The organism is Bacillus sp. NEAU-242-2 (genome assembly GCF_027853835.1).
Classification (GTDB): Bacteria; Bacillota; Bacilli; order Bacillales; family Bacillaceae; genus Bacillus; species Bacillus velezensis.
In genome coordinates, this window is sequence record NZ_JAPNNY010000004.1 from 26,166 (window position 1) to 43,699 (window position 17,534).

Below are 17,534 nucleotides of genomic sequence, written 5' to 3' on the forward strand. Positions count from 1 at the left end.
TGTATCACTCCTGTTTTTTAACGATTATAGTGCTGCCGTTTTTTCAATTGTTTTGCTGATCTCAATAGAACGTTCGGTCGCATGTTTAATGGCTTTGGCAATGGCTTCTCCGCCGCCTTCTGACCTGAGCGCATCGAGGCCGGCTTCCGTCGTGCCGTTTGGAGAGGTGATGTTTTCCCGAAGCACATCCGGTTTTTCACCCGTTTCCATCAGCATTTTAGCAGCGCCCAATAACGTTTGCGCGCCGATTTTGCGGGACAGCCGTTTGTCTAAGCCGGCTTCTTCACCTGCTTTTTCAATAAACTCCATTAAATAATAGAAGTACGCCGGTCCGCTGCCTGCGATGCCGGTGAAAATGTCCATCTGATCTTCCTTGATCACGTACACTTCCCCGAGGCATTCCAAAAGGGATACCGCGGTTTTTGCTGAACCGTAAGAGACATGGTCTCCGAAAGCCGCAGCTGTTGCCGATTCGCCGATCATGCTGGATGTGTTCGGCATCACTCTTACAACTGGCTGACGGTCATGTAATGATTGTTGTATAAATGAGGTTGTTATGCCTGCCAGAACAGACAGGATGATTTGATGAGGTTGAATACGCCGTTTCAGCGTAGCAAGAGCGATTTCAGCATCCTTCGGTTTCATGGCTAAAATAAAGACATCAATGTCTTCGGTTTTCATGCTGTCAAAAGCAATGCCTTGAATTCCGTATTGATGTTCCAATTCAGCGAGTCGCTCTGTATTGCGGCGGTTTGTCACGCAGATGTTTTGGTTGGGAATTTTTTTTGCGCGGACCATGCCTGATATCATTCCTTCAGCCATTGATCCTGCTCCGATAAAAGCAACTTTCTTTTGATCTAAGATCGGTAACATCTCCCTTGTTCGTATTTTGTTCGTATTTTTCACACGTTTTTTATGTTACCACTTCAGGAGTCGATGTCAAGTTTGAAGGTTTTATTGATATGTATTGTTCCGAGCCTGTTATTATGTATAATGAATCACAGAACAAACCTTTAGAGCCCGGGAGGCCGGGTGCGTTCCGGCCGGATTTAAAAATTATCTGAAATGGCTTTTTCTATCAGCTTTTTGCAGCGGTCAAGCTCTGTCTTCAGCTGTTTTTTGTAAAGCTTCGCTGCTTCATAGTCTTTAAATTGATAGAGAACGACTTCCTGGAGTTTGGCTCCCTCCTTTTTCACTTTTACTTGCTTTAAAATCCCGTCATCCAAAAGTTCGTGAAGTGAACGGTACACCTCGGTATGATTCGGCTTAAAACCGATGGGTTTAAATTCCGAACGCAGCACCTCGAGAAGCTTCAGTCCGTAAAGCCGTTCCTGCTCTGTCATTGTAATCATGTAAAGCTTTAAAAAGGCTCTTTGTTTCACTAAAAAACCGGTTGAACTTCTTTTTTCTTCTTTCAATATGTGCACGCCCTTCCTTCTAACAAATTATTCCATGTACTAAATATTCTCTTTATATCCCGTTTTCCCTTTTATTGTTCGGACAGTTTGGTTTGTATTGATTTGTTTTTTGGATGCGGGGAAAAATAATCTTATTGAACATTTGGTACATAGTTTATTTAGTTTAATTATAGCTGATATCGGTTTCTTTTTCACTCTTTTTTCTGCAAAAACGGATCTTTATGCCTATTTAATCGGGTTGCGGAAACAAAAAAAGACCCGTCACGAAGACAGGTCCCCTTTTGTTTAAGGATTAGTTGACCACAAACCGGCCGTTTTGATGAAAATGCGCGGATGTAATTTCAATTGAGCAACCATATATTCTGCAAGATCCTCAGGCTGCATGACTTTTTCCGGATTGCCGTCTGTCAGATTTAATTCAATAGACATGTCGCTTGCAACCGTGCTCGGAGTCATTGCGCTGACACGGATATTGTGTTTTCTGACTTCCTGCATGAGAGATTCGGTCAGACCGAGAACGGCAAATTTAGAAGCGCTGTACGCACTTGTCGCCGCGGCGCCTCTTTGGCCCGCCGTAGAAGAAATATTAATGATATCTCCTGATTTTCTCTCAATCATTTCAGGAAGAACGGCGCGTGTCACGTGGTATACACCCATTACATTAACTTGAATGATGTCTTCCCACTCTTCAGGCGTAAGATCCAAAAATCCGCCGAATTTGCTGATTCCGGCATTGTTAATCAGGATGTCAACCTCACCGAGTTCTTCTTTAATAGAGGAGACGGCTTGTTCAACCTCTTTTTGATTTTTCACATCGGCAGCAGCGAATGATGCCTTTACACCAAGGGCTTTCACTTCTTCCGCAACCTTTTCGACATTTGCTTCTGTACGGCCGATTAAACCGATATTGACTCCTTCTTTTGCTAAAGCGATAGCGGCGGCGCGGCCGATTCCTCTGCCCGCACCAGTGATAAGAGCCGTTTTGTTTTGTAGGCTTTCCATGTCTTTCACCCTTTCTGAATGTCCTTATGTACGATTTCACATTATAAGCAGAAAAAAAACAATTAGCAAATAAAATGATTCAGCACGATCCGTAAAGGGTATCAACTGAAAAAAAGGAGTGAAAAGCAGATGATCATCATTTTGTATATCAGTGCTGCCGTTGCGGCTGCCGCATTAATTTATGCAGCCGTATCCGCCGTGCATTTTAAAAGAAACACAGCGCCTGATATAAAGAAGATTAACGCCGCGACAGCGTCTATGCAGACGTCCGTTGAAGAAATCAAAACAGAAACCCGTTTGTTATCACAAAAGCAGAAAGAACTGCAGGAAGACTTTCTTACTAAAAAAACAGCCGTGCAAACGACGGCAGCCGAAGTTAAAGGAACGCCTCACGTCCTGAAAATGCTCTGGAACGCCGGTAAAAGCGATTTATGAGCCTGCATGTCATCCGACGTTTTTGATGACACTAAGAGAAACTGGCGGATTCAAGGAGGCATAACATGATTTGCGATCGTGAGCGGCTTGCGCATTTTTTGCAGCAGCTTAAAGCATTATCATCTTCGGGAGGGTTTACAAAATCGGATTTGCTGACTCCGGAGTTCCATTTAGCCAAGGACGGATATCTGGATATGTATTATTCGCCTCATAATGAGTATATCAACCCACATGCTGCGGTTGTCATCTCCGGAATTACACCCGGTTTTTTTCAGATGCAGCGGGCTTACAAAGCAGCGGCACAGCTTTTAAAAAACGGCGAATCTCTTGAGGTGATAGCATATGAGACAAAAAAAGCGGCCGGACTTTCCGGTTCCATGAGGCAGCACATCATCGAAATGCTTAATGAATGCGGTCTGCCGGCCGCGCTTCACGTTGAGGATTCATCCCGGTTATTTGATTCAAAACGGGAGCTGCTTCATACGACATCCGTTATTAAACACCCTGTTTTTTATAAACAGAAAAACTATACTGGACATCGGCCGGCAATCAGCAGATCAGCTCTTCTCAGCCGTTATGCGCTGACATGTTTTCCGGATGAAATAGAAATGATGAAAAAGGACATTCTGCTCGTCCCTCTCGGTAAAGCAGCAGAATCAGCCTGCCGCATGCTGAAGAAGAACGGCAGAATGGGCCATGCGGTCATTCTGGAAGGCTTCCCGCATCCGTCCGGAGCAAACGGACATCGTTTCAAACAATTTCACGAAAACCAACAATCGTTACGTGAACAAATTCAGCGGTTTGCCGGGTTTCTTCAGAAGCTGTAAAAAAACGCCCCGAATTTTCGGGGCGCTGCTGTTAAGAAGCGTATTCAGGCAATGCTTTATTGTGTTTTGCCGTTTTCTCTTCAGGTATTTTGATTTGATTTGTCAAGATTGCACTTACGAAATAGAGCGCTGCGAAAATCCATACAACGCCTTGTGCGCCGACAAGCCCGATGAACGCCCAGGCAAGCGCGGGGCCGACAAATGCCGACAGGCCCGCAGCCAGATTTAACACAGACATGGCAGCACCTTTATTGCTGCCGGCCGCCGTCGGCACGATAGCCCCGATCGGAACGAACCCGGCGAGGAGCCCTCCCCATATAAAACCGACTATGCTGACGAAAAGCAAGTTCCCATGTGATACAACAGGAGCATAATATAATAAAAGAGTAAAAATGCCGCAGCCCACTCCTCCGAACCACATGACGGTCTTTTTCCAGCCGAAGGCATCGCCGACTGCGCCGAATATTAAGTTAAAAACGATATTTCCGAGAAAGATCGTTCCCCAAATTTGAAGCCATACATTTGTAGAAATGCCGTGCTGCGCCATATGCATCGGGAGGAATACCGGAAATCCGTATGTTCCGATGCTGTTAATGATCCGAATGATCCCCCCAGAGAGCACGCGCGGATTTTCAGCAAGGATGGTGATTCCCTTCATTAATTCCTGCGCCTTTTCCCGCTTATCTGCCTTTTTCTTTTCAAAGCGGTCCCTATTTAAAATCAAAGCAAAAAACGCGCCGAGGCATACCCAGAAAATTGAACTCCACAGCGTATTCAAATAGCCGAAGGATTTGATGGCCCAGCTTGAATACCAAGCACCGAATACAAACATCCCGCAGCAATATGCAATCCAGAACCAGCCGACCGCCGTACTGAGCCTGTTTTTCGGCGACCGGTAAATCACCCATGTCAAAAATGAATAGGCAAACAGCGGGTAACCCAGCCCTTTAATAAAATACGTGACATACATCACCGGCAAATTAAGATTCTCAAATCCGTATGCGATAAACGCGGCTGTTCCGATGACGTAAAACAACAGCCCCATAAACATCGTCCGCTTTGCGCCGAAGGCTTCGAGGCAGACCCCTGAAAACCACGACGCCACAGCAAGAGAAATACCGTAAACCGTAAACAAGGATGCTGATTGCTGTACCGTCAAGCCGTTTTCAACTAAAAACGGGCTGAGCCAGCCTTGTTCAAGGCCGTCCCCCATCATAAACAGCACGACCCCTAAAAATCCCCAGGCGAGCTGTTTCGGAATTCCTATTTTATTAAGCATTTTTGTTCCTCCTCAGCAATCTTTCATGTTGTCATCTCATCCCCAAGTCAGGCTTTCACCGCCGGCTGAAAATGAGTAAATAATTTTTGCGCATGTTTCCATTCTTCATATAGGAAGAGATCCGTCTGATCCGCTTCCGGCTCAATTATCTTTGTGCGGGTCGAAAGCTCTGCTTTCACACCGAGAGCTTCGTTGCAAATCATCACCGCTCCCATTGCGGATGCCTGGCTGAACCCCTCTCTCTTATAGATTTTCTTTTGAAGAAGGTTAGCAAGAAACTGCGTCAAAGCATCACTTTGGAAACCGCCGCCGCACACCTTCACATAATCTTGTGAAAAGGAAGCCGCCTCTGTTAACGCCTCATAGTTCCATTTGATTGAAAAAGCGATTTCCAGCAGTGCGGCTTTAACAAAATGGGCTCTGCTTAAGTTTTGGGACAGCGGAGCGTCAAATATAAATCCGCCTTTTGCCAGTGCGTTTTTCTCAGGCGATAAATAGGAGCCTAACGCAGAAATACAGGCATGATCATGTTTCGGCAGACTTGCGATTTCCCGTTCCATGACGCTGTAGGATTCATTCGGATAAAAAATGGATTTTAATTTTTGATAATTGAGTCCTGTTACACCCGGATTCGTTTCAAGAAGCCATTGACCTTCTTCTGTATGGCAATTCAGCCATGCATTCTCTAAACTTTCGGTTCCGGTCTCCGCTGTTATCTTTGTAATCGGCGTCGTTGTGCCGGATACGATGACGATATCTCCCGGCTTTGCATCTGCACTTTTGATGGCAAGCTGTGTGTCTCCCCCGCCTGCAATCACAGGCACTCTTTCAGAAAGACCGAGCACCGCCGCTTTCTTAAACGTTAACATTCCGACAACCGTCCCAGATCGGACGAGTGAAGGAAGAATGGCAGAAGGCACACCGAAGATGTTGCATAATTTCTCTGACCACGCCTTTTTCCTTACGTCAAACAGCAGTGTTTCAGCAGCCTGTGACGGTTCATAGCTTAAAATTCCGCTCAGCTCAAATGTCACCCAGTCACTGACGCTTGTGATGTACTTCACTTCTTTCCATAAAGACGGCTGTCTGGCTTTTAATCCGACAAGTTTCATGGCGGAAAATAAAGCGCTCGGAAGACGTCCGGTTTGCTGATGCACTTCTTCTTCTGCTTCAATCCCGCCTTCCCATTCACGCCCTCTGTTATCAATGTTGGGCAGACCGAGAAATGCCTTTTTATCTTTATTGATCAGAACGATTCCCTGCCTCTGGCTTGTTGAGGTGATTCCGATCAATGTAATATGAGGGCTCTTGGCAATAGCCTTTCTTGCCATAGCGCTGATTTGCGTCCATAACCCTTCCGGTGAGAAATATCGTCCGTCCGGATAAAGCGGATCCGTCACATATTCAATGTCTTCCCTTTCAAGCGCGGTCACTTCGCCGCCGGCAGTCACGACCGCAACTCGCGCATTCCCCGTCCCGATGTCAAATACAAGGTAGCCTTTTTGTTCAGCCATTACAGCCTCCTCCTTCCGTTTCAAGTTCTCTTTTGTTATAAAGTTCACGTATTGAGCAGGTTTGATCTTGTTTCCATTTGAAAAGCGCTTCATTTAAAATCTTCACATGATGATCTTCCACTTCAAATGTTGCGCCCGCTAAATGGGGAGTCGCGAACACATTCGGCAAAGAGATCAAATCATAATCAGAAGATTCAGGCGGTTCATGATAAAACACGTCAAGGATCGCTCCCTTAATCCGCCGTTCTTTCAGCACCCGCAGCAGCTCTTCCCTGTCTGTAACCGCCGCTCTTGACGTATTGACAAAAACAGCTTCCTGTTTCATCAATTGAAAGTGCCGGGCGCCGATAAGGCCGATGGTTTCTTCTGTGCGCGGCAAGTGAACGGAAACAATATCACTTTCAGAAAATACCCGTTCAATCGTCGTTTTTTCATACTCCCGGTTTTCATGACGGACAAATGGATCATAGTAAAGCACCTTGCAATCAAAAGCGGCCAATAGCCGGGCGATTCTCTGTCCGACAGCACCGAAACCGATAAGGCCGACTGTTTTCCCCGTCAGCTCATTTCCTCTGAATTTGACGTAAGCCTGCAAATAATCACCATTCCACTTCCCGTCCTTCAGCCACTGATGGGAAGAATACGTATGACGCAAAAATGAAATCACATTTCCGATAAACATTTCAGCAACGGCCTGGGCATTGCGGGCCGGTGTAAAGAAAACGGGGATTTTTCTTTTAGTCGCCGCCGCAATATCCACATTAGACGGCATCCCTCTGCAGACACCGATAAAAGCGGAATCCGGCAATATGTCAATAACACGCTCAGACACCTCATCAAGTTCGGTAATAAGCCCCGACGCGTTTGTCTCTTGAATCATTCGGATTAATTCATCTTCCCGATAGGCCCGGCCGTGCTTCTTCCACGGCCGGTGCACAGTCCGGCCGAACAGCTCAGTCAGCTCCTTCAGCCCCTCGTCGTGATATGGCGCGGTAATTAAAACCGTCATGGTGCAAAACATCCTTTTCACATAAATTTTTTCATAAAAAAAATCTCTTTCCTCAAAGAAGGAAAGAGATTCATATACCGTCTTTATACGCTTGAAGCGCACAAATATGTATAGACCATTCTTTCCTATCTTTCAAGCATACGCTTGCTGGAATTGGCACAATAAATGTTGCCGAGGTTTCATAGGGCCAGTCCCTCCACCTCTCTGGATAGAAAATAAAATGATGAAATTGTCAGGCTGTTTAAAAGAATAAACTCATCATAGAAAAGTCTTTCCGTGATGTCAACACTTTTTTCTGAATTGACGTTCGATTTTGAAATGTTATAATGCTTACATTATAAACAAAGAGGAGAAATGGGCTATGAATTCTGCTGCAACACAGCCGAACGGGGTCTTTAAGTCGGTGTGCTCCCTAGACTGTCCCGATCAATGCGGCTTGCTTGTGACAAAAAAAGACGGAAAAATCATTAACATTCAGGGAGACCCCGATCACCCGGTCACATCAGGGAATATTTGCAACAAAGTCAGACACATGGCTGAGCGTATTTATGATGAGAAGCGCGTAACCATTCCGTTAAAACGGATCGGTAAAAAAGGTGAAGCCGCGTTTGCGCCTATTTCCTGGGAGGAAGCAATCAATACGATCAGTTCGCGCTGGAAAGAGCTTATTGCCGAAGAAGGAGCGGAAAGCATTCTTCCGTACAGCTTTTACGGCAATATGGGAAAACTGGCGGCAGAGGGAATGGACCGCCGTTTTTTCCATCGTCTCGGAGCGAGTCATCTCGAACGGACGATTTGCAGCAAAGCCGGATCTGAAGGTTATAACTATACAATGGGAGAAGGAGCGGGTACTGATCCGGAGGAGACCATACATGCAAAGCTCTTTATTTTTTGGGGGATCAATGCCGTCAGCACGAATATGCACCAAATCATGATTGCTCAAAAAGCCCGGAAAAAAGGGGCTAAAATTGTCGTTATCGATGTACATAAGAACCAAACCGGCCGGCTTGCCGATTGGTTTATTCCCATTCGCCCCGGCACAGATGCCGCACTCGCCCTCGGTATCATGCATGTCTTATTCGACGAAAACCTTCACGATGAAGCATTTCTCACAGAATACACCGAAGGCAGTGAAGAATTAAAAGCGCATGTTAAACACTATGATCCGGAAACAGTTTCTGCTATTACTGGCGTTAAAGCCGACGATATCAGACGCCTTGCGAGAATGTACGGGGAAACCTCCCCTTCCCTTATCAGGATTGGAAACGGCATTCAGCACCATGACAATGGCGGAATGATCGTCCGCACCGTCGCCTGCCTTCCGGCTGTTACAGGACAGTGGCTCAACACCGGAGGAGGCGCAATCAAGCACAACAGCGCGGTATTAAACTATAACAGACAAGCGCTCCAGCGGCCTGATCTGCTTTACGGCCGGAAGCCGCGATCATTTAATATGAACAGGCTCGGAAGCGTTCTTTTAGAAACAAAACCGCCCGTGCGCTCCCTGTTTATTTACGGTACGAATCCCGCAGTGGTTGCGCCGGAAGCGAATAAAGTCAGAAAAGGCCTGCTGCGGGAGGATTTATTTACAGTCGTTCACGATTTATTTTTAACGGAAACCGCCAAATATGCGGATATCGTGCTCCCTGCTTCATCCGCTTTTGAAAACACGGATTTTTACACGTCTTACTGGCATCATTTTATTCAGCTGCAAAAACCGGTGATCGAACCCTACGGGGACAGCAAATCGAATACGGAAGTGTTCCGTCTGCTTGCCGGAGCAATGGGATTTACCGAGCAGGAGCTTCAGGATTCCGATGAAGAATTAATCAGACAGGCGCTGGACTTTCCCGACAATCCGTATATCGAGGATATTGATTACGAGGCGCTCTCACGCCATTCCTTTATGAAAGCCAAACGGAAAAAACCGCTTTTTCCGGGAAAGCTCAAGACACCGAGCGGAAGAATTGAATTATATTCGGAAAAGATGAAACAGGACGGTTATCCGGCGCTGCCGACACACATCCCTCTTGAGAGCGATGACGATTTTCCGCTTTTATTTGTCCCGGGACCGAATCATAATTTTTTAAATTCGACATTTTCAAATAACGAAAAACACGTAAAACTGGAAAAAGCGCCAAAACTTTTTATTCATACAGAAGATGCTGTACGCCGGAACATAGAAGACGGAGAAACCGTTAGAGTTTGGAATCACCGCGGAGAGTGCGAATTGACTGTTTCGGTCGGCGAACAGGTGCTTCCCGGCGTTGCGGTGAGCCAAGGTCTTTGGGCCGATATGGATGATAAAAAACAGCTCGTCAATTCACTCACGCCCGATCGGCTGGCGGATATGGGCGGAGGTGCTGTTTTCTTCTCCGGAAAGGTGCAGGTGGAAAAGCTCAGCAATCAAAACCGTCCGCAATAAACGCCCGGCGGTTTTGCTGAAGGCTGAATCCTTCGGCCGGCTTCACCGCATAAAAAATGATTACGTTTATTGGAGGTTGCTGTATGGATATCATTACCGGCATCGGAATCGCTTTAGCCGGATATTTCATAGGAGACGGATTGAAAAACTTTAAATCATCTGATCCTCATGAACACACTGACCACATTCTCATTAAAGAAAAAGATTTACACTATTATATTGGTTATTATTTAGGAGTAACCAAGGAAGAAGCGAAACAAATCGTGCCTGACACCTCTGACATTCCGCATATCACGAGAAACGGAAAGCGGTATGTGCAGAAGACGGCATTAAGAGAATGGCTGACTTCCATGCTGGAAAAAGAATAACAGCTGCTATGAAAAGCGGGAAGAGTTTTTCTCTTCCCGTTCATTAAGATTTGCCGCCCTGCCTCTCTTCAACCCCAAACATACGACAGATATCGTTCTTACGTAACGAAACATCCCCTTCTTTAGATTTCAAATAAAACCCTTTCTTATATAACCGTATGACTTCCTCATATGTAAGCTCATGACGAAGGAGCGCCATTAAACGCCCGTCTTTTTCATCTTGTTTATTGAACCATTCATACCAGTTCACTTTCTGCATGTCAAACACCTTCTCACTTTGAATTAATGCCTTTTCGCATTTATTATACTTATTTCCCCTTTTGTAAACACTCCGACTGCCTGTGACATTTTTGAAAACAGCCGTACCCGTCCCTATTAGTCACCATGTTGACTTATTTCCCTTTGTGATGTATATTGTAATTGTCAACATGGTGACAATTTAGATGGGAGATAATTTATGGATATTAAATTACTAATGAAGGAACTGCATTTTATACAACAAAGTTACGCATCATTATTTTCGGTTGTCAATAAGGTGCAGACTCGGGGGGACGAATACTTAGAAATGTTAACTTCCCGACAGCATATGGCTCTTATTGCTATTGCCCATTTACCGACGGAAGATGCCACACTTATGAATATCGCTAAAAAGCTGGGCACAACAAAACAAACCGCTAACAAATTAATTTCAAGCCTCGCGAAAAAAGGATATGTTCACACGGTGCCAAGCAAACTGGATAAACGTGCAATCAATATTGAGATTACCCCTGAAGGAAAAAAAGCGTTAATTTCCTGTTCAGAAAGATCCACCTATTTTTTAGCGGATATGTTTCATGAGTTCACAACTGAAGAAGTTGAAACATTCTGGAGGCTATTGCAAAAACTTTATCGTTTTGATGGTGAAGAACAGGATGGTTTTGAAGAAAAAGCACATTTGAAAGTTGAAGACCAGGCACGATTCATCTCAGATGACTATGAAGAAAAAATCATGGCTGAATTTTCAAAACGGAGATATGGGAGTGCAGACGATGAATAATATGCTTTATCGAAAAGTAAAAGAAACAGAGGATAAGATGAAGGAAAAATGCTATGAGCTGAAAGATAAAATTGATCAATTTATTTCTCACACTAAATATAAAATTCATTGCAACCGTAAACTGGACCGAGCCGGCAATTATATATCAATTGCCATTGGACTCTTTATCCTAACTGCCTCATGGCTGACCGGAACACAATGGCTGCTTTGGATAGGCGCGGCGAGTATTTTGAGTAATGCCTGTTTGCTCATTATAAAGCCTGTTAAAAATTGAAAACCTAAAAAAAAGCTCTCTAAAAGAGAGCTTTCTTTTATTAATCGTCCCAGTCTTCATCTTCTTCCCGATTTTCTTTCATCTCATGAAATCTTTCATAAAAGAACTTTATAAAATGCGCAGAATTAAGTTCTTTATAGCCACCGAATTCACTCCAAATAACAACTGGACATTCTCCTTCCCGTTACTTTAAGAACATTTATTCACAAAGTAATCTTTTTTACAGGTCATTTAGTGGTAGCCCAGGAAAATGCGAATTTACAACCTTAATCAAATTCAAACATAAAAAGTCGAATTCCCTGTCCTTTAAGGAAAACGACTTCTTCAAGTAAATCCCCATTAACCTTTTTTGGGGACGATTTGTAATCTCTGCGCAGTGAAATTATACCTGTGCTAGCCCGCCATCTACGAACAATTCAACACCCGTCAAGTAACTGCTTTCGTCTGAAGCAAGGAAAGATACAGCGTTTGCTACTTCTTCAGGTGTCCCAACTTTTCCAGCTGGAACAGTATTTCTGCTATTTTCCATTACTTCTTCAAGTGCATCACCAAAAAGCTCATCGTAGGCAGGTGTAAGAATAGCTCCTGGACTAACCACATTTACACGGATTTCAGTATCTTTTAGGTCAAGAATCCAGTTGCGAACTAGTGCTCTTAATGCTGCTTTAGATGCTCCATATACACTAAACGCTGGGTTGCCAATTGATCCAGCAGTAGAGCCCGTTACAATAATAGAACCTACTTTGTCCGGGAATAGTGATAACGCTTTTTGAACAGTAAAGATGGTTCCTTTAACGTTAATGCCGAACGTTCTATCAACCTGCTCTTCAGTAATTTCACCTAATGGAAGGAAGCTGCCGGTGCCCGCATTAGCAAAAAGAATGTCCAACTTACCTTTTTCCTGCTTTATCATGTCATATAGTTTGTCTAAGTCTTCAAGCTTAGAAATATCACCTTGAACACCGGTTACGTTCTTGCCAATTTGGTTAACAGCTTTATCAAGTTCGTTTTGTCTACGTCCCGTGATATAAACATATGCACCTTCGTTTACAAATTTTTGTGCTGCAGCAAGACCAATCCCACTTGTTCCACCCGTTACAAGCGCTATTTTACCTTCAAATTTACCCATACTTAACACTCCTTTAGAATTAATTTTATTTTATGTCTAGTACCTTTAAGTACTTGAAGAACAACTTACAAGATATAGTATCCTTCAGTAAGCACATTATCGGAAGTACCCACTTTTTTGTGATATAGTAACTAAAAAGTAATAAATGTGGAATGGAGAGCTTTAGACATGAAAAAATTTAGCTGTGGGTTTGAAGTGACAAAGGAAGTTATTGGCGGAAAATGGAAAGGTCTTGTATTATACTTTTTAATGAATGGACCAAAGAGAACGAGTGAATTAAAACGCATTATCCCAAATATAACTCAGAAAATGCTGATTCAAACACTTAGAGAGCTTGAAGCCAGTGGACTTGTGAGCAGAAAGATGTATAATCAAGTACCGCCGAAGGTTGAATATTCATCCACTGAACTTGGAGAATCTCTTAAACCTATCTTGCAGGAGCTCTGTCAATGGGGAGGCCATTATGCGGAGCAAGAGTATGCAGAAGGTGAATATGAAATTGTACAGCCAGAACAACTAAGTTAGGATTGATGTAGCTGCTGAAGTAAATGCTAAACAACTTCAATACCATCACCTGACAGATGAAGAACAGTCAGAAATAAATGAGATATTCAATTTTGAAAGTGAAGTTCTAATAAGAAGTGTCATGGACTATATTCAGGAGAACTTTGATGAAATTCAAAAAAGAGCTGTTTCAAATGTTAAAGAGAAGGTTCAGAAACTTAGCAAAAAGATAAATGAAGACATCAGTAATAACATTTAATGCCTATATGGTCTCTTCGCATGCATTTTTTACACAAAAAGACCCGGATTTTAATTCCAGGTCACACTTCAGGTCACAATTTGCTCAAATTCCCTCTTGCATTTCTCGAACTGCTTTATTCAAGATCATAAAATTTCAAACGAAACCTTACACGAAGGAATCGGGGATCGGCAAAACAAAGCCAGATATAACATATATTAAAAAATCTCTTGCATTTCCACACCCGGCATGCTATATTCATATAGCGATGAGCTGAATTGTGTAAGCCGATGCACATGCCCTTGCGGCACACACGAATGTGGCGTGTGGTGTATCGCCTCAATACGCAAAAGACGTTTGCTTCTGCAAACGTCTTTTTTTATTATCCGATTTTCGTTCCGTTCGGTACTGTCTGCTCTGGCGTAAGCAGGACAACGTCTCCTTTTTCCGGGATGCCGCCGAGAACGAGAACTTCTGACTTAAATCCGGCGATCCGCCGCGGCGGAAAGTTGACAATAGCGGTAACCTGCCTGCCCGTCAGATCATCCGGTTCGTACCGTTTTGTAATCTGGGCGCTTGATTGTTTCATGCCGATCTCTTCGCCGAAATCTATTGTCATCTTAATAGCCGGCACCTTTGCTTCCGGGAATACTTCCGCTTTTACGACCGTTCCTATTCTGAGATCGAGCTTGATAAAATCTTCGATGACTGCCATATCAAAAACTCCTTTTTTACAATCATGATATCAAAAAAAGACGCAGTTTATTTAACCGATTTTCAGGATTATTTATCAGATTGAAAGGTGTTTCGGAAGACGCGCGGCGTTATTCCCTTATGTCTGACAAACCATCTGGTAAAGGAAGACAAATTTTGAAAGCCGACCTCCTGACTGATGTCTGTCAGCCGGCATTTTGTTTCAATAAGCATTTGTTCCGCTTTCTTCATACGGAGCTCAGCAATATAAGCTTGCGGGCTTTTCCCCGTCTGCTTTTTAAACCAGTCGGAATAATACGCCGGGTGGTAATGTTCCATTGCGGCAAGCTCTTTAATTGAAAAAGTCTTTGAGAGATTTCGGCGGATATACGCAATTGAATCATTCGTACGGTTTTCTTGTATCTTTTCAGCAATATATTCTGCAAGCAGACTCAATGAATGAGCCGACTGCTGCTTTGTCTCTTCTGTCAGCAGAAACCGAATCGATGTCCAAAAAGGATCAAGCTTATTCAGTACGCCGGGGTCAAATGAACCTTTGAAAAAATATGCCGGTATGTCGAGAACAAGACATTCATTTCGCTCCAAAGAACGGAACCGATGTTCATGCCCGGGCGGAATATACAGCATTTGATCAGGTTTTAATCTGATTTCACGTCTTTCTGTCTCCAAGTCCAGCTGTCCTTCGAGCGGAAAGAGCATTTGGCAGTATGTGTGTGCATGAGAATCAAAAATATGCGAATAGGTGCGCCGCTCACAGATGATATGTTGTAATGAATCCATTTGTCCCTCCTTTTACATGATGCGTTTTTTATTTAGTTTACATAATAATATTATTGTCCCCTCATCTGTAAACCTCTTAGGAAAGCAACAACTGCAAACTTCCGGCTTTCTTTAATTGATTCGGTTAATTCAAATGCACTCTGTTTTCTCAACACGGCAAATCCGTGAAGAAGACTCCTCAGTCCTCTCGCAGCATGAATCGCAGTGTCAGACTGTGCATAACCGTTAGCTGTCAGCTGCCTGACAACAAGCTCTACAAGCAGGCTTGACAGATTCTCAATCCGGCCGTCTTTTATCTTTTGAAATGTTGCGTCATATAATCCGGGATTGGCTTCGGCGAAATTGATATAGGCATCGGCAAGAGCGAGCAAAGCCGTTTCACCCGTCAGTCCTTCTGCAGAGGCCGCCATTTTTTCATATAACATAGTTAAACCGGAGACAGCCAGCTCTGTTTTAATTCCTTGAAGGCCATTGACAAAATTGTAAAGGGAAGGCGGTTTTACGTTTAAGGACTTTGCAACGGCCGCAAGCGTCACTTCGTTCAGCCCTTTTTCGTCAGCGATACCTGCTGCGGCTCTCAATATCATGTCAAGGCTCATTCCGACTCTCGGTGACATTATGATCGGCCTCCCGGCAGGCTTCGTTCAGCTTCCTCAGCAGCCTCAGCCATCATTTCAACGGGATTGCAGAGAACATTTCCATGTCCGGCGGCCAGACTGCTTGGTTGATGAGCGATAAGCGTTCTTGCTGTTTTTACAGCTTCTTCTTTATTCCACGTAGCAAAAGCCGGAAACGGAAATTTCCATTTCAGCTTCCCTGAAACAGCAAGGCCGCCCCGTACTTGAAAGGCATCTCCGACGATCAGCATATCATTTCTCATATCTTTAAAAGCGAGGCTTCCCGGCGTATGACCGGGAGCGGGAATGACAAGTAAAGATCCGATCCGCTCGCCGCCTTTCAGCAGGCGATCAGGTTCGGTCTGAACATTTTTCGGCACTCCCCCCTTTATCGGCGTTTGTGCTTCATGCTCAAATAAAGAAGTGTCACCTTTCAGCAAGAAAGAATCCCGCTCAGAAATACAGACGGAAGCATCCGGAAATTCCGCAGCTAATGAGTCAAGCGAACCGATGTGGTCCCCGTGCGCGTGGGTGAGTAATATGTCATTCAGCGGCTTCCCAAGCTGCCGCAATGCTTGTTTGATTCCTTTATGACTGTTAGGCAGTCCGGCGTCAATCAGGGTTACTCCTTCTTCTTCTTCAACCAAATAACAATTCACCGGGAAAAGCGCTGGAAAAAAAGTCAGCTGCCAAACCCTTCCGTATTGTAAGATTCTCATCAACATCCCCCTAAAACTAATACCATTAGTTTTATTATAACTAATGCTGTTAGTTTATCAAGCGTTTCTGTCTAAATCCTGAAAAAGGCGCGGGCGCTTCTCTCATGCCAAAAAAAGAAACGCGCATACTGTGATAAAAGATGCTTTCAGCCTGCGAATAAATCAGACTACTAAAACCAGCCGGATAAGCATACACTACTCAACGGAGGGGGAGTTCCACATCATGCATATCACACTTCAAAGCATCTGCCCTGTCTTAATGATTGCCTTTTTTCTGTATAAAAAGGTGAAACGGTCCGTCGGCTTTCAGCCTTTGAAACCCCGCTGGCTTTACACAAGAATGATTTTATTTTCATTGCTGGCCGCCGCTCTGGCGTTTTTCAGCATCACACACCCGGCTTTATACGGGTATCTTATATTCGGCACTTTTTGCGGCTGGCTTCTGGTCCTGTTTGCCAAACGGAACATTTCTTTTGAAGAACGCCGCGGAAAAATGTATTTTCGCACTCACCTGTGGATTGAACTTATTCTATTAACGTTATTCCTATCGAGATTTATTTATCGCGTTATTGAAATATACCGGGTCACAGCGGACTTTACCCATCCGGAGGCATACAGCCAAACGGTCGGGGCCGATCCGCTGACCATCAGTATCTTTTATTTCATCGCAGTTTATTACAGCGGCTTCTCTTTTTATGTTTTAAAAACGAGCAGAGACCAAACCAATAACAGTCAGTACGGCTGACATCCCTGTCTAAAAAGCAGGGATGTTTTTTAATCGTGCCGCGTATGGTGAATCATTTGCTGAAGCACATCTAACACATGTTCATCCTCAGGTGAATAATAGATGGATGTTCCTTCTCTGCGTGATTTGACGAGGCGCAGATTTTTAAGAAAACGCAGCTGATGAGAAACGGTAGACTGCAGCAAATTCAGCTTTTCTGCGATATCATTTACCGCATGTTCACCCTGTGACAGCAAATGGAGAATTCTGATTCTGGTCGGATCAGACAGCGCCTTAAAAGTCTGGGCAACCAAAAATAAAGTTTCCTCATCTAAATCGACAGCGGGGTCATTCGTGTTTCCGGATTCGTGAAATTCAGTCATATACCTCACCCTTCTTTTCTCAAGTAGCCCAATTATACCAAATGTCATTTGATGCAGATACATCCTGCGCCTGACAAAAGAACCGTTATTTTAAATTTATGTTTCAAATACGGGTTTCCGCTTGGTTTCGCGCATTCAT

The 17,534-nt window shown here is 44.1% G+C and carries 21 protein-coding genes and 1 riboswitch; of the genes, 8 read left to right on the plus strand and 13 right to left on the minus strand.

Annotated elements, in window-relative coordinates:
- Positions 1-24: 24 nt before the first annotated feature.
- From proC to OWN49_RS13290, 3 genes are all read right to left on the minus strand, one after another.
- Complete coding sequence (proC, locus tag OWN49_RS13280; RefSeq protein WP_014418088.1) at positions 25-873, minus strand: pyrroline-5-carboxylate reductase; 849 nt, start codon at positions 871-873, stop codon at positions 25-27.
- Between the two features lie 176 nt (positions 874-1,049).
- Entirely contained in the window at positions 1,050-1,418 is a 369-nt protein-coding gene (gene rtp, locus OWN49_RS13285; RefSeq protein ID WP_003153833.1) for a replication termination protein, read from the minus strand.
- Positions 1,419-1,703: 285 nt separating this feature from the next.
- On the minus strand, positions 1,704-2,420 hold the full coding sequence (locus OWN49_RS13290) for a 3-ketoacyl-ACP reductase (RefSeq protein WP_015417604.1): 717 nt from the start codon (positions 2,418-2,420) through the stop codon (positions 1,704-1,706).
- A 129-nt stretch (positions 2,421-2,549) separates the two neighbouring features.
- Between OWN49_RS13290 and OWN49_RS13295 the strand changes: the two genes are divergently transcribed.
- Complete coding sequence (locus OWN49_RS13295; protein WP_176283361.1) at positions 2,550-2,855, plus strand: DUF948 domain-containing protein; 306 nt, start codon at positions 2,550-2,552, stop codon at positions 2,853-2,855.
- Positions 2,856-2,920: 65 nt separating this feature from the next.
- Positions 2,921-3,682 (plus strand): hypothetical protein, encoded by a 762-nt coding sequence (locus OWN49_RS13300; protein WP_176283362.1) that lies wholly within the window; start codon positions 2,921-2,923, stop codon positions 3,680-3,682.
- 31 nt (positions 3,683-3,713) lie between these two features.
- Here OWN49_RS13300 and OWN49_RS13305 read toward each other — a convergent pair whose 3' ends face one another.
- The 3 genes from OWN49_RS13305 to OWN49_RS13315 are packed head-to-tail and all read right to left on the minus strand — an operon-like array spanning position 3,714 to position 7,484.
- Positions 3,714-4,961, minus strand: coding sequence for an RbtT/DalT/CsbX family MFS transporter (locus OWN49_RS13305; protein WP_014305179.1), 1,248 nt, complete (start codon positions 4,959-4,961; stop codon positions 3,714-3,716).
- Between the two features lie 47 nt (positions 4,962-5,008).
- Positions 5,009-6,475: an FGGY-family carbohydrate kinase gene (locus OWN49_RS13310; RefSeq protein WP_176283363.1), complete on the minus strand. Its 1,467-nt coding sequence runs from the start codon at positions 6,473-6,475 to the stop codon at positions 5,009-5,011.
- On the minus strand, positions 6,468-7,484 hold the full coding sequence (locus OWN49_RS13315; RefSeq protein WP_094247881.1) for a 2-hydroxyacid dehydrogenase: 1,017 nt from the start codon (positions 7,482-7,484) through the stop codon (positions 6,468-6,470). The genes OWN49_RS13310 and OWN49_RS13315 overlap by 8 nt, the downstream gene beginning before the upstream one ends.
- Positions 7,485-7,606: 122 nt before the next feature.
- Positions 7,607-7,699, minus strand: a riboswitch (SAM riboswitch).
- Positions 7,700-7,845: 146 nt separating this feature from the next.
- Between OWN49_RS13315 and OWN49_RS13320 the strand changes: the two genes are divergently transcribed.
- The gene (locus OWN49_RS13320) at positions 7,846-9,909 is read left to right on the plus strand and encodes a molybdopterin oxidoreductase family protein (protein ID WP_176283364.1); all 2,064 of its coding nucleotides are present in this window, start codon (positions 7,846-7,848) and stop codon (positions 9,907-9,909) included.
- A gap of 83 nt (positions 9,910-9,992) precedes the next feature.
- Positions 9,993-10,277 carry a hypothetical protein gene (locus OWN49_RS13325; RefSeq protein ID WP_176283365.1) on the plus strand — a complete coding sequence of 95 codons (285 nt, stop codon included), beginning with the start codon at positions 9,993-9,995 and terminating at the stop codon, positions 10,275-10,277.
- A gap of 43 nt (positions 10,278-10,320) precedes the next feature.
- On the opposite strand, the gene OWN49_RS13330 is transcribed toward OWN49_RS13325, so the two are convergent.
- Positions 10,321-10,536: a hypothetical protein gene (locus OWN49_RS13330; RefSeq protein ID WP_176283366.1), complete on the minus strand. Its 216-nt coding sequence runs from the start codon at positions 10,534-10,536 to the stop codon at positions 10,321-10,323.
- 198 nt (positions 10,537-10,734) lie between these two features.
- Between OWN49_RS13330 and OWN49_RS13335 the strand changes: the two genes are divergently transcribed.
- Entirely contained in the window at positions 10,735-11,313 is a 579-nt protein-coding gene (locus tag OWN49_RS13335) for a MarR family winged helix-turn-helix transcriptional regulator (protein WP_176283367.1), read from the plus strand.
- Complete coding sequence (locus tag OWN49_RS13340; RefSeq protein ID WP_102422266.1) at positions 11,306-11,587, plus strand: hypothetical protein; 282 nt, start codon at positions 11,306-11,308, stop codon at positions 11,585-11,587. The genes OWN49_RS13335 and OWN49_RS13340 overlap by 8 nt, the downstream gene beginning before the upstream one ends.
- Before the next feature lie 382 nt (positions 11,588-11,969).
- On the opposite strand, the gene OWN49_RS13345 is transcribed toward OWN49_RS13340, so the two are convergent.
- Positions 11,970-12,716 (minus strand): SDR family NAD(P)-dependent oxidoreductase, encoded by a 747-nt coding sequence (locus tag OWN49_RS13345; RefSeq protein WP_070081958.1) that lies wholly within the window; start codon positions 12,714-12,716, stop codon positions 11,970-11,972.
- A gap of 168 nt (positions 12,717-12,884) precedes the next feature.
- On the opposite strand from OWN49_RS13345, the gene OWN49_RS13350 reads away from it, so the two are divergent.
- On the plus strand, positions 12,885-13,241 hold the full coding sequence (locus tag OWN49_RS13350) for a winged helix-turn-helix transcriptional regulator (protein WP_014417586.1): 357 nt from the start codon (positions 12,885-12,887) through the stop codon (positions 13,239-13,241).
- Positions 13,242-13,840: 599 nt separating this feature from the next.
- On the opposite strand, the gene csaA is transcribed toward OWN49_RS13350, so the two are convergent.
- From csaA to OWN49_RS13370, 4 genes are all read right to left on the minus strand, one after another.
- The gene (gene csaA / locus OWN49_RS13355; protein WP_094246856.1) at positions 13,841-14,173 is read right to left on the minus strand and encodes a chaperone CsaA; all 333 of its coding nucleotides are present in this window, start codon (positions 14,171-14,173) and stop codon (positions 13,841-13,843) included.
- A gap of 68 nt (positions 14,174-14,241) precedes the next feature.
- A complete protein-coding gene (locus OWN49_RS13360) occupies positions 14,242-14,952 on the minus strand; it encodes an AraC family transcriptional regulator (protein WP_094246855.1) in 711 nt (236 codons plus the stop codon).
- A 50-nt stretch (positions 14,953-15,002) separates the two neighbouring features.
- A complete protein-coding gene (locus OWN49_RS13365; protein WP_094246854.1) occupies positions 15,003-15,569 on the minus strand; it encodes a TetR/AcrR family transcriptional regulator in 567 nt (188 codons plus the stop codon).
- The gene (locus tag OWN49_RS13370; RefSeq protein ID WP_025852283.1) at positions 15,569-16,288 is read right to left on the minus strand and encodes an MBL fold metallo-hydrolase; all 720 of its coding nucleotides are present in this window, start codon (positions 16,286-16,288) and stop codon (positions 15,569-15,571) included. The genes OWN49_RS13365 and OWN49_RS13370 overlap by 1 nt, the downstream gene beginning before the upstream one ends.
- 223 nt (positions 16,289-16,511) lie before the next feature.
- Here OWN49_RS13370 and OWN49_RS13375 point away from each other — a divergent pair, with 223 nt between their 5' ends.
- Positions 16,512-17,033, plus strand: a complete 522-nt coding sequence (locus tag OWN49_RS13375; protein WP_025852285.1) for a hypothetical protein — start codon at positions 16,512-16,514, stop codon at positions 17,031-17,033.
- A gap of 29 nt (positions 17,034-17,062) precedes the next feature.
- Here OWN49_RS13375 and czrA read toward each other — a convergent pair whose 3' ends face one another.
- The gene (gene czrA / locus OWN49_RS13380) at positions 17,063-17,395 is read right to left on the minus strand and encodes a Zn(II)-responsive metalloregulatory transcriptional repressor CzrA (RefSeq protein WP_007407993.1); all 333 of its coding nucleotides are present in this window, start codon (positions 17,393-17,395) and stop codon (positions 17,063-17,065) included.
- Positions 17,396-17,534: the final 139 nt, after the last annotated feature.

Bases quoted from the DNA above. Each gene is read 5' to 3' on its own strand.
- proC (WP_014418088.1), bottom strand. From the start codon at position 873: ATGTTACCGATCTTAGATCAAAAGAAAGTTGCTTTTATCGGAGCAGGA.
- OWN49_RS13290 (WP_015417604.1), bottom strand. From the start codon at position 2,420: ATGGAAAGCCTACAAAACAAAACGGCTCTTATCACTGGTGCGGGCAGA.
- OWN49_RS13295 (WP_176283361.1), top strand. From the start codon at position 2,550: ATGATCATCATTTTGTATATCAGTGCTGCCGTTGCGGCTGCCGCATTA.
- OWN49_RS13300 (WP_176283362.1), top strand. From the start codon at position 2,921: ATGATTTGCGATCGTGAGCGGCTTGCGCATTTTTTGCAGCAGCTTAAA.
- OWN49_RS13305 (WP_014305179.1), bottom strand. From the start codon at position 4,961: ATGCTTAATAAAATAGGAATTCCGAAACAGCTCGCCTGGGGATTTTTA.
- OWN49_RS13310 (WP_176283363.1), bottom strand. From the start codon at position 6,475: ATGGCTGAACAAAAAGGCTACCTTGTATTTGACATCGGGACGGGGAAT.
- OWN49_RS13315 (WP_094247881.1), bottom strand. From the start codon at position 7,484: ATGACGGTTTTAATTACCGCGCCATATCACGACGAGGGGCTGAAGGAG.
- OWN49_RS13320 (WP_176283364.1), top strand. From the start codon at position 7,846: ATGAATTCTGCTGCAACACAGCCGAACGGGGTCTTTAAGTCGGTGTGC.
- OWN49_RS13325 (WP_176283365.1), top strand. From the start codon at position 9,993: ATGGATATCATTACCGGCATCGGAATCGCTTTAGCCGGATATTTCATA.
- OWN49_RS13330 (WP_176283366.1), bottom strand. From the start codon at position 10,536: ATGCAGAAAGTGAACTGGTATGAATGGTTCAATAAACAAGATGAAAAA.
- OWN49_RS13335 (WP_176283367.1), top strand. From the start codon at position 10,735: ATGGATATTAAATTACTAATGAAGGAACTGCATTTTATACAACAAAGT.
- OWN49_RS13340 (WP_102422266.1), top strand. From the start codon at position 11,306: ATGAATAATATGCTTTATCGAAAAGTAAAAGAAACAGAGGATAAGATG.
- OWN49_RS13345 (WP_070081958.1), bottom strand. From the start codon at position 12,716: ATGGGTAAATTTGAAGGTAAAATAGCGCTTGTAACGGGTGGAACAAGT.
- OWN49_RS13350 (WP_014417586.1), top strand. From the start codon at position 12,885: ATGAAAAAATTTAGCTGTGGGTTTGAAGTGACAAAGGAAGTTATTGGC.
- csaA (WP_094246856.1), bottom strand. From the start codon at position 14,173: ATGGCAGTCATCGAAGATTTTATCAAGCTCGATCTCAGAATAGGAACG.
- OWN49_RS13360 (WP_094246855.1), bottom strand. From the start codon at position 14,952: ATGGATTCATTACAACATATCATCTGTGAGCGGCGCACCTATTCGCAT.
- OWN49_RS13365 (WP_094246854.1), bottom strand. From the start codon at position 15,569: ATGTCACCGAGAGTCGGAATGAGCCTTGACATGATATTGAGAGCCGCA.
- OWN49_RS13370 (WP_025852283.1), bottom strand. From the start codon at position 16,288: ATGAGAATCTTACAATACGGAAGGGTTTGGCAGCTGACTTTTTTTCCA.
- OWN49_RS13375 (WP_025852285.1), top strand. From the start codon at position 16,512: ATGCATATCACACTTCAAAGCATCTGCCCTGTCTTAATGATTGCCTTT.
- czrA (WP_007407993.1), bottom strand. From the start codon at position 17,395: ATGACTGAATTTCACGAATCCGGAAACACGAATGACCCCGCTGTCGAT.